14 protein-coding genes and 1 pseudogene are annotated in these 15,272 nt (G+C 59.6%); 7 read left to right on the forward strand and 8 right to left on the reverse strand.

Annotated features, from left to right (window positions below; genetic code table 11):
• Positions 1 to 2: 2 nt before the first annotated feature.
• Both AC2FNU_RS00540 and AC2FNU_RS00545 read right to left on the reverse strand, forming a co-directional pair.
• Positions 3 to 1,655, reverse strand: coding sequence for a DUF6504 family protein (locus tag AC2FNU_RS00540; RefSeq protein WP_496784200.1), 1,653 nt, complete (start codon positions 1,653 to 1,655; stop codon positions 3 to 5).
• A gap of 60 nt (positions 1,656 to 1,715) precedes the next feature.
• Complete coding sequence (locus AC2FNU_RS00545) at positions 1,716 to 2,003, reverse strand: I78 family peptidase inhibitor (protein ID WP_496784202.1); 288 nt, start codon at positions 2,001 to 2,003, stop codon at positions 1,716 to 1,718.
• Between the two features lie 129 nt (positions 2,004 to 2,132).
• Here AC2FNU_RS00545 and AC2FNU_RS00550 point away from each other — a divergent pair, with 129 nt between their 5' ends.
• Complete coding sequence (locus tag AC2FNU_RS00550) at positions 2,133 to 3,245, forward strand: S-(hydroxymethyl)glutathione dehydrogenase/class III alcohol dehydrogenase (protein ID WP_480800502.1); 1,113 nt, start codon at positions 2,133 to 2,135, stop codon at positions 3,243 to 3,245.
• Between the two features lie 108 nt (positions 3,246 to 3,353).
• Positions 3,354 to 4,058, forward strand: coding sequence for an NYN domain-containing protein (locus tag AC2FNU_RS00555; RefSeq protein WP_496784212.1), 705 nt, complete (start codon positions 3,354 to 3,356; stop codon positions 4,056 to 4,058).
• A 39-nt stretch (positions 4,059 to 4,097) separates the two neighbouring features.
• Here AC2FNU_RS00555 and AC2FNU_RS00560 read toward each other — a convergent pair whose 3' ends face one another.
• The 3 genes from AC2FNU_RS00560 to AC2FNU_RS00570 form a co-directional block, all read right to left on the reverse strand.
• Positions 4,098 to 5,036 (reverse strand): DMT family transporter, encoded by a 939-nt coding sequence (locus tag AC2FNU_RS00560; protein ID WP_496784203.1) that lies wholly within the window; start codon positions 5,034 to 5,036, stop codon positions 4,098 to 4,100.
• A 143-nt stretch (positions 5,037 to 5,179) separates the two neighbouring features.
• Positions 5,180 to 5,593 (reverse strand): group III truncated hemoglobin, encoded by a 414-nt coding sequence (locus tag AC2FNU_RS00565; protein WP_496784204.1) that lies wholly within the window; start codon positions 5,591 to 5,593, stop codon positions 5,180 to 5,182.
• 48 nt (positions 5,594 to 5,641) lie between these two features.
• Positions 5,642 to 8,560, reverse strand: a complete 2,919-nt coding sequence (locus tag AC2FNU_RS00570; RefSeq protein ID WP_496784205.1) for an error-prone DNA polymerase — start codon at positions 8,558 to 8,560, stop codon at positions 5,642 to 5,644.
• A gap of 109 nt (positions 8,561 to 8,669) precedes the next feature.
• Between AC2FNU_RS00570 and AC2FNU_RS00575 the strand changes: the two genes are divergently transcribed.
• Positions 8,670 to 9,134 (forward strand): DUF1203 domain-containing protein, encoded by a 465-nt coding sequence (locus AC2FNU_RS00575; RefSeq protein ID WP_496784206.1) that lies wholly within the window; start codon positions 8,670 to 8,672, stop codon positions 9,132 to 9,134.
• On the opposite strand, the gene AC2FNU_RS00580 is transcribed toward AC2FNU_RS00575, so the two are convergent.
• Entirely contained in the window at positions 9,131 to 10,120 is a 990-nt protein-coding gene (locus AC2FNU_RS00580; RefSeq protein ID WP_496784213.1) for an ABC transporter ATP-binding protein, read from the reverse strand. The genes AC2FNU_RS00575 and AC2FNU_RS00580 overlap by 4 nt on opposite strands.
• A gap of 87 nt (positions 10,121 to 10,207) precedes the next feature.
• Between AC2FNU_RS00580 and AC2FNU_RS00585 the strand changes: the two genes are divergently transcribed.
• The 3 genes from AC2FNU_RS00585 (at position 10,208) to polA (ending at position 13,806) form a co-directional block, all read left to right on the forward strand.
• On the forward strand, positions 10,208 to 10,384 hold the full coding sequence (locus AC2FNU_RS00585; protein WP_170533977.1) for a zinc-finger domain-containing protein: 177 nt from the start codon (positions 10,208 to 10,210) through the stop codon (positions 10,382 to 10,384).
• 82 nt (positions 10,385 to 10,466) lie between these two features.
• Positions 10,467 to 10,937: a hypothetical protein gene (locus AC2FNU_RS00590; protein WP_496784207.1), complete on the forward strand. Its 471-nt coding sequence runs from the start codon at positions 10,467 to 10,469 to the stop codon at positions 10,935 to 10,937.
• A gap of 70 nt (positions 10,938 to 11,007) precedes the next feature.
• Positions 11,008 to 13,806 (forward strand): DNA polymerase I, encoded by a 2,799-nt coding sequence (gene polA, locus AC2FNU_RS00595; RefSeq protein ID WP_496784208.1) that lies wholly within the window; start codon positions 11,008 to 11,010, stop codon positions 13,804 to 13,806.
• A 42-nt stretch (positions 13,807 to 13,848) separates the two neighbouring features.
• Here the strand turns inward: polA and AC2FNU_RS00600 are convergent, their stop codons facing one another.
• Positions 13,849 to 14,079 (reverse strand): DUF2798 domain-containing protein, encoded by a 231-nt coding sequence (locus AC2FNU_RS00600; protein WP_496784209.1) that lies wholly within the window; start codon positions 14,077 to 14,079, stop codon positions 13,849 to 13,851.
• 62 nt (positions 14,080 to 14,141) lie between these two features.
• Positions 14,142 to 14,897 carry a hydroxypyruvate isomerase family protein gene (locus AC2FNU_RS00605; protein WP_496784210.1) on the reverse strand — a complete coding sequence of 252 codons (756 nt, stop codon included), beginning with the start codon at positions 14,895 to 14,897 and terminating at the stop codon, positions 14,142 to 14,144.
• Positions 14,898 to 15,075: 178 nt separating this feature from the next.
• On the opposite strand from AC2FNU_RS00605, the pseudogene AC2FNU_RS00610 reads away from it, so the two are divergent.
• A pseudogene (locus tag AC2FNU_RS00610) lies at positions 15,076 to 15,272 on the forward strand (DMT family transporter); the annotation flags it as partial.

Genomic DNA, 15,272 nt, shown 5'->3' on the forward strand with positions numbered 1-15,272 from the left:
TTCTAACAAAACTGTCCCTGACAGAACCAGCCTGCCGACATCGCGCCTCCGTGTCCGTAGAACAGCCATAGGCGTTCGCCCTGTTCCGTCACCACCACCCAGTAATCGCGCACGCCGCTGCGCCAGTTGGGGTCATCCAGCCACCATTCCGGTGCGATCCGTTCCGGGCCGGTGGCCTGCGCCAGTTGCCAGTCGCGCCCACGCCACCGGAAGGTGGTTGGGACATCCGGGGTCTCCGGTGCCATCACCGGCTCGGGTTGCCACATCTGCAAGGGCCGTGGGCGTGGCGGCGCAGGCCAGTCGCGCGCGGGTTCCGACCATGCAGCCGCCAGCGTCTGTGCCGTTTTTTCGGGGATATGAGAGGCGGCCGGGTGCCGTCTTGTGATCGCCTCCAGCCCCACCCGCGCACCCAGCTTGCCGATCAGGTCATCCACGGCTGTATTGCCCTCAAGCCGGTTACGGGCCACGCGGCGTGCCTCGGCATGACCGGCGATGGTGCGGGCATGGATGGGCTCGGTCTGGATCGCCTCAAGCCGCAGCATGTCGATGCCATAGCCCGCATCGATCTTGTCGACTTTCATCTCTAATAAAGGGCGAATACGATGTTTGTCATAGGTTGGACGGGCCAGTCCAATCTCGATGACCTCGGCCGCCTGATCGGCGCGATGCGCCTCCAGCCGAAGGGTGCGGACACCACGATCTTTCTCTTCCAGCTTGGCGCAGAGCGTGGGCAGCACCCGATCGACAGCGGCCATCACATCCTCAATCAGGCCGATTGGGTTGGGCAGAGTCATCCGCACCGCAAAATGATGCGGCGGGCGGGCCGGTGAAACCGGCTCGGGCGCGCTGCCCATGGCCTGATCCAGCCGCAATACCAACCCCCGCCCGAAGCGGCGCGCCAAACTGGCGCGCGGCTGGCCCAGCAAATCGCCGATCCGGCGCAGGCCCAGACGGTTCAACTGCGTCACAACCGGGTCGTCCAATCGCAGCGCCGCGATGGGCAGGGGGCTGAGCGCGCCATAGGATTGCCCCGGTGCCGCAATGCGTGCACCTCTGCCCAAGGCCATCACCTGCGGTGCAGCCCCGCCTTTGGTCCAGTGTCGCCGCTTGCCCGCCCGGGCGCGGGTGGCGCGGGCTTCCTGGCTGATGGCGTCGCCGTTGCGGTCGGATGTGGCCTCTTGCCCCGCATAGCGCGCCAAAGCCCAGGCCGCGCCCAGCGTGTCGGCAATGCCCATTTGTACGCTGAGCCCCATATCGGCGCAGTCGGTTTCCAGCACACTCAGCAGCGTCTCTTCCCCGCCAAACAGATGCGCACAGCCCGACAGATCCACGATCAGCCCATCCGGAGCTTCTTCGGCCACCCAAGGGCTGAACTTGCCGGCCCAGCGGCGCAGCGCGGTTAGAAACGCGGCCTCGGCCGGGGCGTTGCGGTGTCGTGTGATCAGGCTGGCGCACATGGCATGGGCATCGCGCACGGGCTGGCCCACACGCAGCCCGGCGGCCTGCGCCTCAGTATTCAATGAGGTAATGACCTGCATGTTCGACTGCTCGGTGACCACAGCCAACGGCCCGGCATGCAGCCCCCGCGCGGTGCGGATCAGCCGTTCAGCCCCAAGACGGGGAAACCACAGTGAAAGTATTCGGCGTTTTGGCATCGGCAGACATCAAAATGTTCCCATTTTGTTCTATCCGAGAATCAACGCCCGAGTCCACGCTTACCCGCAGGTCAGGCGCTGAATAACACCGGCCCCGTTTACAAAGACGTTCAGCCTGTCGATCCGGTAATCCTGCGTTGCAATATCATCGGGCCCCAGCACGCGGGTGCGTTCCGGCAAATCGGCCTGAATGGTCGAAACCGGCTGGCCCACCGAGTCGGCAAATGCTTCGCCCTGACAAAAGGCCAGATCAACCGGCGCGGCCTCGGGCGCAAGGCGCGCTTCTTCGGGGGCCGGGGGCTGAGTACAGGCGGCCAGAAGGATCAGAATCGGGATAAATCGGTGCATTGGCGTTCCTCATTCCGGCAATGTCGTTTCTGCAATATCAAACAATTAGCAAGTCTGTCATGAAAGCACAGTTGAAAACACCCTGCAATTGACGCAGGGTCGGGGCAAAGAAGACAGGGAGACAGTGATATGCGCACCCGTGCCGCCGTCGCCGTTCAGGCGGGCAAACCTTTGGAAGTGATGGATGTGAACCTCGAAGGCCCCAAAGCGGGCGAGGTTCTGGTGGAGATCAAGGCCACCGGCATTTGCCACACGGATGAATTCACCCTGTCCGGGGCAGACCCCGAAGGTCTGTTCCCCGCGATTCTGGGCCACGAAGGCGCAGGTGTTGTGGTTGAGGTCGGCCCGGGCGTGACCAGCCTGAAACCGGGCGATCATGTGATCCCGCTGTACACCCCGGAATGCCGTGAATGCGAATACTGTCTGCACCCAAAGACCAACCTGTGTCAGGCAATCCGCGAAACACAAGGCAAGGGCCTTATGCCCGACGGGACCTCGCGGTTCTCGACTTTGGATGGTGATCCGATCCTGCATTACATGGGTTGCTCGACCTTCTCGAACCACACGGTTCTGCCGGAAATCGCGCTGGCCAAGGTGCGTGAGGACGCCCCTTTCGACAAGATCTGCTATATCGGCTGCGGCGTCACCACCGGCATTGGCGCGGTGATCAACACCGCCAAGGTCGAAATCGGCAGCCGCGCCATCGTGTTCGGCCTGGGCGGCATTGGCCTGAACGTAATTCAGGGCCTGCGTTTGGCCGGGGCAGATCAGATCGTTGGCGTCGACCTGAACCCATCGAAGGTGGAAATGGCCGAGAAATTCGGCATGACCGATTTCGTGAACCCCAAAGAGGTTGAAGGCGACCTGGTTCCCTATCTGGTCAACCTGACCAAGGGCGGCGCGGACTATACCTTTGACGCCACCGGCAATGTCGGCGTGATGCGCGACGCGCTGGAATCGGCGCACAAAGGCTGGGGAGAATCAATCATCATCGGCGTGGCCCCTGCAGGTGCCGAGATCTCGACCCGTCCGTTCCAGCTGGTCACTGGCCGGTCATGGCGCGGCACTGCCTTTGGCGGCGCGCGCGGCCGGACCGACGTGCCCAAGATTGTCGACTGGTACATGGAAGGGAAGATCGAGATCGACCCGATGATCACTCATACCATGGGTCTGGATGACATCAACCACGGCTTCGACCTGATGCATAAAGGTGAGAGCATCCGGTCGGTCGTAGTGTATTGAGAAAACTGAAATATTCTTGAAGGGCGGGCTTTTGCTCGCCCTTTTTCGTTACTACATTCCGCAATACGAATTACTTTTGTTTGAGGAATTTCAGTGACAACAGCAGGCATGGATCGCTTGGCGGTTCTTATTGATGCAGAGAATGTACCGGCAAAACACGCGCCGGAGATTTTTGAAGAAATTGCCACTTTGGGTGAGGCCAGCCTAAGGCGGATCTACGGAGATTTTTCGAACGGGTCGCCGCAAGGGTGGAACTCTGGATCATTGGCGGAATACGCAATCGTTCCCCAACAGCAATTTGCAAATACGTCCAAAAAGAACTCCAGCGATATTGCCTTGGTCATAGACGCGATGGACATCCTGCATTCTGATCGCTTTGGTGGGTTCGTGTTAGTTTCTTCAGATAGCGACTTCACTCGCCTTGCAAGCCGCATTCGCGAACATGGGCTGGACGTATTTGGTATTGGTGAGCGTAAAGCTCCCAAGGCGTTTGTGGCGGCGTGTAATCGATTTATTTATATTGAAAATATTGAAGCCGGCGTATCGAACGGAAAGCAATCTGATAGTCAGGTTCCGAAACGCGAGTTGAACCATGCGTTTCAACTGATCAGAAACGTGATGCGCAATTCTGACGAGCCTGAAGGTTGGTTAAAACTAGGATTTGTGGGTAGCCAGCTTAACAAAATTTATACTGATTTTGACCCCAGAAGCTATGGCTTTTCCAAGCTAAGCGATTTGGTTCGTGCGACAGGAAAGTTTGATGAGCAAGGGGCAAACGGTGACTACAAAGTCAGACTGAAAGCTGGAAAGTGAGATGTTCTCGGAAAATGTAGCACCTAGTCTGTATCGATTTCACTCACCCGGTCGCGATGCCCCAGTATCTGATCGCGGAGACCGCACCCGGAGAACCGGGGTGTTCACAGACGTGGTGTTCGTCCGACTCTCCCTCCAGACCACAAAGACACCGGATGCAATGATGATGCTGGCACCGACCGCAACCCAGCCATCCGGGTGTTCCCCAAAGAAGACCATGCCGAAAATCGTGGCCCAGATGATCTGACTGTATTGGCTGGGCGCGACGACCCCGGCGGGTGCCGCACGGTAGGCGAGGATGATCAGGTGCTGGGCGATGACCGAAAACACACCGACCAGTGCCATCATGGCCAGATGAAGCAGGGATGGAGGCTGATACACAGCCGGTTGCGCAAGGCTCATGACCAGAATGGCCAGCAGCATGGGATAGAGGATCAGCACGGCGGATCGTTCCTCGTTTCCGATCTTACGCACCAGAACAGACCCAAACGCGCTGCAAAAAGCGGCTGTCAGGGCGGCGAGGTGGCCGAGAGTGATGTCTGTCGCGCCCGGGCGCAGAACGATCAGAACGCCGATCAGGCCAACACCGACCGCAGCCCAGCGTTGGACGCGCACAACTTCTCCCAGAATGGGGATCGACAGAACGGTCACGATCAGCGGGAAGGAAAACAGCAGCGAATAGACCTCGGCCAGTGGTAGCACCGAAAAGGCATAAAAGGCGCAGACCATGGATGTAACCACCAGGCCCGAGCGCAACAGAACCAGCCAGGGATGATGCGGACGGAAGTTGCTGGGTGTCCGGTCGGCCAGCATGGATACGGCCATTGGCACAAAAGAAAACAGTGTGGCGAAAAAGATGATCTGCATCACCGAATAGGTCCCGCCCAGCACCTTGATCAGCGCGTCATGGCTGGCAAAGACCGCGAATCCCGCAAACGCGAAACCAAGTCCCCGAAGGGTGGTGTTTTGAGTGCTCATGGATCGGCCTCGGGTGATGTCGGTGTGGTGGCACTGTGCCGTCGCAGCGCAATGGGGCTGTCGTGCCCCTGAGTACCCCCATTTGACTGGTCCGCATAGCCCTTATTTTACCGCTAACATGGCAAAGCCGCCATGCGGCCAGATCAACGCAGGATCGGTGGCGCGTCTTTGGGTTGACGGGCCGATTGCACGCCTGCCCTCATCCCAACTCCGATACGCCGGGCCAGCGCGACCCACGGGATTGCGGTTTCTGACGGCAGTGTCTGGGTGGCTACCTCTTCGAACAGGTCCAGCCAGCGGGCGAACATCTCGGGTTTTACATCGGGCCGTTCGATATGGACCCGCTGTGGATTGCCGTCGTAGCTGCGTTCAAACAAGATGGCGTTGCGCCAGAACGCAGCGATCTTGTCCTCATGCGTGGGCCAGTCGGTGACATGGTTGGCAAAGACCGGGTCCAGCACAGCATCTTCACGCACGCGGGCATAGAAGGCGTGGACCTGCGCATTGATCTGATCAGGCGTCGCCGGAAAGCGCGGCGGCAGGATGGGTCTGGTCATAAGGTCACCAAATTCGACTCTGTGCCGGGGAAGTATCCCCTTCAGCCGTCATGCAACAGGCGTGGTTTTGTCGCGCGGCTCGGGCGTCAGGATATGCCGTAGCAAGGCCACCGGATGCGCCCGCAGGCTGAGGCGGGTGGCGACGTAATCTTCGACCACCTGCTCACCCAATGTCATCTGCGGCAGATAGGCTTCGGGCTCGTCCAGCGCCTCACCTTCCAGATCTTGCGAGAACAGAGGCAAGGGCTTGGCGGTCGCAATCGCCTTGGCCTGCCACAGTGCTTCGCGCCGGGTCAGGTCGCAGGCGGCGAAGGCATCGGCCTCGGCCAGCCGTTCAATCACCGAAGGGCCAAGCCCCGCGCGGCGCCAGACATCGTCGACCTGATGGTAGCCATTGCCGCGCGCGGCGGTCAGCCAACTGGCGTCTTCCTCGCTGAGGCCCTTGATCTGGCGGAACCCCAGCCGCAGGGCCAGCCCTCCATGGCCGTCGGGCTCCATCACATTGTCCCAGAAGCTGGCATTGATGCAGACCGGGCGCACCTGCACCCCGTGTTCGCGCGCATCGCGCACGATCTGGGCAGGGGCATAGAACCCCATTGGCTGTGAATTCAGCAGGGCGCAGGCGAAAATGCCGGGATGGTGGCATTTGATCCAGGCGCTGGCATAGACCAGCAGCGCAAAGCTGGCCGCGTGGCTTTCGGGGAAGCCATAGGACCCGAAGCCTTCGATTTGCGAGAAGCAGCGCTCGGCAAAGTCGTCATCATACCCGTTGCGCTTCATGCCGCGCAGGAACAGCGCGCGGAATTCGCTGACATTGCCGTGTTTCTTGAAGGTTGCCAGCGACCGTCGCAGCCGGTCTGCCTGTTCCGGGGTGAACCCCGCGCCCACAATGGCGATCTGCATCGCCTGTTCCTGAAACAATGGCACGCCCAGCGTTTTACCCAGCACCTCACCCAGTTCGTCTGAGGGGAAGCTGACCTCCTCCTCTCCGTTGCGGCGGCGGATATAGGGATGAACCATGTCGCCCTGAATGGGACCGGGGCGGATGATGGCAACCTCGATCACCAGGTCATAGAAATTGCGCGGCCGCATGCGGGGCAGGAAGTTCATCTGCGCACGTGATTCCACCTGAAACACGCCGATACTGTCGGCTTTGCACAGCATGTCATAGACCGTCGGATCTTCGGGCGGCAGGGTGGCCAGCGTATAGCTGGTCTGGTGGTGCTGACCGATCAGATCGAACGCTTTGCGGATGCAGGTGAGCATCCCAAGGCTGAGGACATCGACCTTGAGGATACCAAGCGAGTCGATGTCATCCTTGTCCCAGCAGATGACCGTGCGGTCTTCCATCGTGGCGTTCTCGATGGGAACAAGTTCGTCCAAACGCCCCTCGGTGATGATAAAACCGCCGACGTGCTGGGACAAATGACGGGGAAAGCCGTCGATCTCATACACCAGCATTAGAGTCTGTTTCAGGCGGCGATCCTCGGGGTCGAGGCCGATCTCGCGCATCCGGTGCGCCTCAAGCCCGACGGTCGAGAAGAAACCCCAAAGCTGCGAGGACAGCGCCGAGATCGTATCTTCGGTCAGCCCCATGGCGCGGCCCACCTCGCGAATGGCCCGCTTACCCCGATAGTGCACGACCGTGGCGCACAGCCCCGCGCGTTCGCGGCCATAGCGGTCATAGATGTGCTGGATCACCTCTTCGCGGCGTTCGTGTTCAAAATCCACGTCAATGTCGGGCGGTTCATCGCGCGCCTCAGAGACAAAGCGTTCGAACACCATCGTACCCATCTCGGGGCTGACTTCGGTGATGCCGAGGCAGAAACAGACCACCGAATTGGCCGCCGAGCCGCGCCCCTGGCACAGGATGCCACGGGATCGGGCGAAATGGACGATGTCGCGGACGGTCAGGAAGTAGGGCTCGTATTTCAGCTTTCCGATCAGGGCGAGTTCATGGGCCAACATCTTCTGAGCCTTCTCCGACGCGCCCGCCGGATAGCGCCATTTCAGCCCTTCATGCGCCAGACGGTGCAGGCGTTGGGTCGGGGTTTCCTGCTCGCTGCCCTCGCTGGGATATTCATAGCGCAGCTCGTCGAGCGAGAATGTGAGTTTTTCGCTCAGCTCATGGGCGCGGGCAACAGCGCCCTCGTGACCTTTGAAGATGCGCAGCATCTCGGTCTCGGATCGCAGGCGCTGTTCGCCATTGGCCAATGCCTCGCGACCCAGATCATCGACTTTGCGGCGCAGGCGGATGGCAGTCAGAACGTCGGCCAGCTTACGACGCGCGCCGTGATGCATCATCGGTGTGGCACTGGCGAGCGCGGGGATGCCCAGTCGCTTTGATTCAGTCTCTAACAAAGAGAAATATGCGCTGTCTGCACCATCGTATCGAGGGTGCATCAACAAATGCACCCGCCCGGCAAAGCGGCGCGTCAGCTGGTGCGCCTGTGTCCGCCACCCGTCCGCGCCGCCTTGGGATCGGTCCGCTTGTGGCCAGAGCAGCAGGTGGAGGCCGTCGGAAAACTCCAAAAGGTCGGACAGGTGCAGGATACAGTCGCCTTTCTCGGCACGCAGGCGGCCAGTGGAAAGGATACGGCACAGGTTGCCCCAGCCCTGCCGGTTCAGCGGCAAGGCGGTGACGGTGGGTGCGTCGGTAAAGATCAGCCGCGCGGCCGGGATCAGGCGCGGCACTGCGTGAATCGGATACGAGGGTGGTTTGGGAATGTGGTCAGGGCAGGGTGGGCCAATGGAGGTGTTCTGCTCTTCCCACTCCAGCCGTTCGCGGACCTTACGAGCGATCTCACGCGCCTGGGTATGGGCGCGGACAATGCCAGCGACCGAGTTGTCATCGGCAATCGCAATGGCGGGCAGGCCCAGGGTGACGGCACGCTCCATGTATTCCTCGGGGTGGGATGCCCCGGTGAGGAAGGTGAAGTTCGACGTGATCGACAGCTCGGCATACATGGCGAGTCACTATTATATTCACGTTTTGTTCTTTTTCGAGTCCTTTGCGCAGGAAACGGGTCGCTTGAAATCGATCAGACAGGCAGGGTCGGCAAAAAGGAGACCCGATATGTTCAGGATAACCGCACTTCCGACGGATGAGGTCCGCGCCCTACAGGCCGGAGGGCCAGATGCGTACGGTGCTACGCCCGAGCGCACTATTTCGACGGGTGCGGGCAACCCTTGCCGCCACTGCCTGCAGAACATTCCCGAAGGCGAAGAGATGCTGATATTGGCCCATCGCCCCTTTTTAGAGACACATCCGTATGCGGAAACCGGCCCGATCTTTCTGTGTGCCGCACAGTGCGAGCGGTATGAGGGGGAGGAGATGCCCGAGATTCTGACCACCTCTCCTGACTATTTGATCAAGGGCTACGGACCAGATGACCGGATCGTCTATGGCACCGGGGCGATCACGCCCATGGAGCAGATCGGCGCTGCGGTGAAGGACATCTTTGCCCGCGAGGATATTGCCTATGTTCACGTCCGCTCGGCCAGAAACAACTGCTATCAGGCACGGATCGACCGCGCTTAAAGCTTGACCCGGTGCATCCCGCGGCGTGGCTGATCCTGATCGTCTACAGGTTCCTCGGCGCGCGACGATGTCAGTGCAAGGAACACATCCTCAAGATCGGCTTCCTCGGTACGCACGTCGCGAATACGGATACCCACGGCACGGACGGCTTCCAGCACCTGCTCGGCGCTGGTTTGATTGCCCTGATATTGCAGCACAAGACTGCCATCGTCGCGCAGCGCGGCTTCGACCCCTTCCGCCGCAGGCAGATTCACCACAGGGCTGTCCGGGACGATCACCATCGTCCGGCTGTCCATCCGGCCCAGCAGGTTGGCGGTGCTGTCCTGCGCGATCTTTTCACCGTGGTTGATGATGGCGATCTCGTCACACATCTCTTGCGCTTCTTCCAGATAATGCGTGGTCAGGATGATGGTCATGCCCTGTTCATTCAGTTTGCGCACATTGGTCCAGAGCATCTGACGCAGTTCAATATCCACACCTGCCGTGGGTTCATCCAGCACCAGAATCTTCGGGTGATGCACCAGCGCCTTGGCCAGCAAAAGCCGCCGCCGCATCCCGCCCGACAGCGTGCGGGCATAGGCTTCGGCCTTGTCGCTGAGCCCCACCAGTTCCAGAATCTCATCGCTGCGGCGCTGCGCCTTCGGCACGCCGTACAGACCGGCCTGGACCTCCAACGCGCCACGTGGGGAAAAGAAGGGGTCCAGGTTCAGCTCTTGTGGCATGACGCCAATAGCGGCACGCGACTGGCGCGGGTTCTGGTCCTGATCGAATCCCCAGATTGAAACTTTGCCGGCCGATTTCACCACCAAACCGGCAAGAATGTTGATTAGGGTCGATTTCCCGGCCCCGTTTGGCCCCAGCAACCCAAAAACCGATCCGCGCGGAACGGTCAGGTCTATGCCTTTCAACGCGTGTTTTTCGGGCTGGCCCTTGCCGCCGAGATAGGTTTTGCGCAGCCCTTCGATCCTGATTGCCGCATCGCTCATGTGGCTCTTGCCCCCGGTTTGCTCATCGCTCATAAACGCACCTAGTACATGCCCGCGAGGCCGACAACCGAAGAAGGATCGCCAGCCGTGACCATCGAAGCGCCGGAAACCAAGATCGTCGAAACCACCCGTGTTGCCTGTGACGGCGGTGAAGGTGCGTTGGGCCATCCGCGCGTCTGGCTGCAAATCCCCGAAGACACCGGTTGGGTCGAGTGCCCCTATTGCGACTGCAAATATGTTCTGAAGGGCACAGAGCAGGGCTGATTGCCCGACTAACCGGGTTTCGCCCAAATCTCGCCGCGATTTTCATGGTAGTGCGTTGGTGCAACCATCGTAGGTGAGTGTGATGACCGACATGACTGCCACTGACACGGCCAACCCGGTTTTTGGATGGATCGGGTTTTTCCTTGCGGCATTGGCTTTGTTCGCTGCGTTGTTTGTGTTTTGGGCCGGTCCATTTGCACCGCAACAGTCCACCGGCGTTTCATTGGGTGAACTGGCGGCTGAGCTGGGCAAATCCACCCTGCGGGCCGCAGCCGGGCTTGAGCAGCCCGCACCCGTGGCCCAAACTCGCGACCTGGACGATTACTTGCAAATTGGTGTGGCTATGCTGGGTGGGCTGGCAATTGTTGTCTCGGTGATCGGCATTCTTCGTCACGAAAAACGACGCCCGGCCATCGCCGGAATGGCCATTGGAGCCGGCGCGATCCTGTTCCAGTTTTTTGCTTTTGCGTTCTTCGCCTTCCTCGGCGTGCTGGTGATCATGGCGCTTCTGAACAGTTTCTCGGACGTTTTCAGCGGCCTCTTTGGTGGGTAACGCACGTTCCTGACTGGTCACCCGCCTGCCCCTGTGGCAGAACCATCCCTGACCGACAGGGAGAGCGCGCATGAGCAATTTTGGAAAAGGGTGTCACCTGCATCTGATCGACGGATCGGCCTTTATTTTCAGGGCTTATCACGCGCTGCCTCCGCTGACTCGAAAATCCGACGGATTACCGATCGGGGCGGTCTCGGGCTTTTGCAACATGCTGCAGAAATATGTCGAGGGGAACGCCGGACCGGATGCGCCAACCCATGTGGCGGTGATCTTCGACAAGGGTTCGCACACCTTCCGAAATGATCTCTACGATCTGTACAAGGCCAACCGCGAGGCGATGCCTGAGGACCTGCGCCCACAGATGCCGCTTACCCGTGAGGCGACGAAAGCCTTCAACATCGCCTGCAAAGAGCTTGAAGGCTACGAGGCCGACGACATTATCGCCACGCTGGCTGTTCAGGCGCGCGAGGCTGGAGGCCGTGTAACCATCGTCAGTTCCGACAAAGACCTGATGCAGTTGGTCGGCGATGGCGTTGAGATGCTGGATGCGATGAAGAACAAGCGCATCGACCGGGATGGGGTTATCGAGAAGTTTGGTGTTGGTCCTGAACGAGTGGTCGATGTGCAGGCTTTGGCCGGGGATTCGGTGGATAACGTGCCGGGTGCCCCTGGGATTGGCGTGAAAACGGCGGCCTTGTTGATCAATGAATATGGTGATCTTGAAACGCTGCTGGATCGCGCGGAAGAGATCAAACAGCCAAAGCGCCGCCAAACGCTGATCGAAAAGCGAGACCAGATCGAGCTGTCCAAAAAGCTGGTGCAATTGGACGCAGCAACCCCGCTGGATTTCACTCTGGACGATCTTGAGGTCAAAGACCCGGATGCCGAAACCCTTCTGGGGTTCCTGGCTGAGATGGAGTTTCGCACTCTCACCAAGCGGATCGCAGATAAGCTGGGGACCGAAGCTCCGGTTATTGCTGACGCGCCCGCGCCTGCGGTTGAAGAAGCCGAGGCAGAGCTTATTCCGTTTGATGCGACGAAATACGAATGTGTGCGCGACGCCGCGGCCCTGCAAAAGTGGTTCGATCAGGCTTATGAGCGTGGCTGGGTCGCTGTCGATACCGAAACCACCGGTCTGAATGAGATGATCGCCGATCTGGTCGGCGTCTCGCTTTGTGTTGAGGCTGGAGAGGCTTGCTATATCCCGCTGACCCACCGCGATGGGGCCGCCGATGATCTGTTCGGCTCGGATGCATTGGCCGACGGGCAGATGCCGCTGGATGAGGCTCTAACCTTGCTGAAACCGATGCTCGAGGATCCGTCGATCCTCAAGATCGGGCAGAATATGAAATACGATGCCAAGATATTCGCGCGTCATGGTATCAACGTTGACCCAATCGACGACACGATGTTGATGTCTTATGCGATGCATGGCGGCGAGCATGGGCATGGGATGGACACATTGTCCGAGCGCTATCTGAGCCACACGCCAATCCCGATCAAGCCGCTTCTGGGTTCGGGCAAATCGGCCATTACTTTTGACAAGGTGCCAATTGACGAGGCCACGGCCTATGCCGCCGAAGATGCGGACATCACCTTACGTCTTTGGCAACTGTTCAAGCCGCAGCTGCATCAAGTCCAGGTGACAACCGTCTATGAGACGCTGGAACGCCCCTTGGTGCCTGTCTTGGCCGAGATGGAGATGCATGGCATCAAGGTGGACCGCGACGTGCTGAGCCGCATGTCCAACGCATTTGCGCAGAAAATGGCCGGATTAGAGGCTGAAATCCACGAGCTGGCGGGTGAGACGTTCAATGTTGGCTCGCCCGCGCAGTTGGGAGAGATTCTGTTCGACAAGATGGGTCTTGAGGGCGGCAAGAAGGGTAAAACCGGGAAATACTCGACCGGCGCGGACATTCTCGAGGATCTTGCGACCGAACATGAACTGCCGCGCCGGGTGCTGGATTGGCGACAGCTGTCCAAGCTGAAATCGACCTATACAGATGCGCTGCAGACCCACATCAACCCGGATACGGGCCGGGTGCACACTTCTTATTCCATCACCGGCGCGAATACGGGACGTTTGGCCTCTACCGATCCGAACCTTCAGAACATCCCGGTGCGGACCGAGGAAGGACGACGCATTCGAGAGGCGTTTATCGCCGAGCCGGGCAATGTGCTGGTGAGCCTCGACTACAGTCAGATCGAATTGCGGATTCTGGCGCATATTGCGGATATTCCAACTTTGAAACAGGCATTCTCGGACGGGTTGGACATTCACGCTATGACGGCATCCGAGATGTTCGATGTGCCGCTGGATGAGATGACGCCCGACATTCGCCGTCAGGCCAAGGCGATCAACTTTGGTGTGATCTACGGCATCTCGGGTTTTGGTCTGGCGCGGAACCTGCGCATCCCACGGGCCGAGGCGCAGGGCTTCATCGACCGCTATTTTGAGCGTTTCCCCGGCATTAGGGCCTATATGGACGACACTGTCGCCTTTGCTAAAGAACATGGTTATGTCCAGACCTTGTTCGGGCGCAAGATTCATACGCCCGAGATCAACGCCAAGGGACCTCACGCCGGGTTCTCAAAACGGGCGGCGATCAACGCGCCCATTCAGGGTACCGCGGCAGACGTGATCCGACGGGCCATGGTGCGGATGCCTGGGGCGATCGATGGGCTACCGGCCAAGATGCTGTTGCAGGTGCATGACGAATTGCTGTTCGAAGTGGCCGAGGATTCAGTGGATCAGGTGATCGGCGTGGCGCGCAACGTGATGGAGGGTGCCTCGGACCCGGCGGTCAAGCTGGACGTGAAGCTGAGTGTAGATGCCGGGCAAGGCGCAAATTGGGCCGAGGCGCACTAGCGACGCGCTTCGTCCGACCCGGCGGGCCCTCTTCGTCGCGGGTCAGTCCTGCGGTCTGACCATGCGGTTCACCATACGTTGCACGGTTGGGCCAAACACGAGAATGACGGTAAAGGCGATGGGCCAGCAGAAGGCCCAAGATGCCATCCAATCGCCGAAGGTGCTGGGGCCGAAACCAATGGCTTTTGCCGTCGCGATCCCTGTCACGATACAGGACATGAGGCCGGACATGATCAGGCTGAATACGGCGCGGGCATAGCGGGCTGGTATCATGGCGTGTATCCTGAAGGTCGTATTGCCTTTGATGTGTAGTATTTGCCTGCGAAATACCAGTGCTAGGGCTGCATCCAATCAAGGCTTTGGGATGTTGTCGATGTCGAAGGTGTGTATTCGGCACTCACCCAACCGGTGTAACCAGACGCGTCCATGGCCGAGAACAAGTTCTGGAAATCGGTTGGTCCGCGCCCCGGTTCAGATCGGTCCGGGGCTGCGCCGATCTGCGCGTGGATGACCCTCGGGTGAAATTGATCCCAAACGGCCTGCGCGTCGCCGTGGATCATGTGGGCGTGGAAGCTGTCATATTGCAGGCCGACATTCGGGCGATTCACACGATCCAGCACCTCGGATGCAAGATCGTAGTTGTTCAGGAAGTAGTCAGGCTGCGACACCGGATTAAGCGGCTCAATCGTAAATTTCTGCTGCGGGGCGCTGTCGGCGGCCCATCGCAGGTTCTGGACAAAGCTATTCAGCGCATCCGGTCCCGAGGCATATCCTGACATAATGTGAATGAGCCCCGGGCGCAGCACGTCGGCATATCGCAGGACACGGCGGATATCCGACTGAAACCGGGCCTCGCCGCCCGGAACCGCTGCGTAACCGGGTTGGCCGCCCGTGTAATTGGGCGGCGGTGCGTTGATCAGAACCAATTCCAGCCCATTGGCAAGCAAAGCGCGGCGCGTTTCTTTTGCCGCTATGTCATAGGGGAACAGGATCTCAACCGCAGTGAAACCGGCATCAGCAGCGGCCTGAAACCGGTCAAGATAGGGCATTTCGGTAAAGAGCAGGGACAGGTTGGCAGCAAATCTGGGCATGTGCGGTCTTTGGTTGTGGCAGCCCGACCCTAACGGTCGCACTGTTTCCGTGGAAGAGACTGAAAACGACAAGTTGTCGAAAACCGACCAGATCGTGGCCACAGGATCAGGGACAGTCACACCATATCAGCGAATCATTTCTAGGCTGTAACAACAAAAAAGGTCTAACCCCATGGCCATGAGCCCTGAACCCGCAAGCGGGAGCGCGGCATCGTTCTCATCTGCGCGCAGATCGGCCCTGTCGGGCAACGGGCTGGCTGTGGCGTCGATGATGGCTTGGGCAGCCGGGTTTCCTGCGGCCGAGGTCCTTTTGCAAAGCTGGCCCCCGGTTGCGCTGCTGACCGCGCGTCTGGCGTTGGCTGTTGTTGTGATGTT

It is taken from the genome of Ruegeria sp. BHSB064 (genome assembly GCF_059613205.1).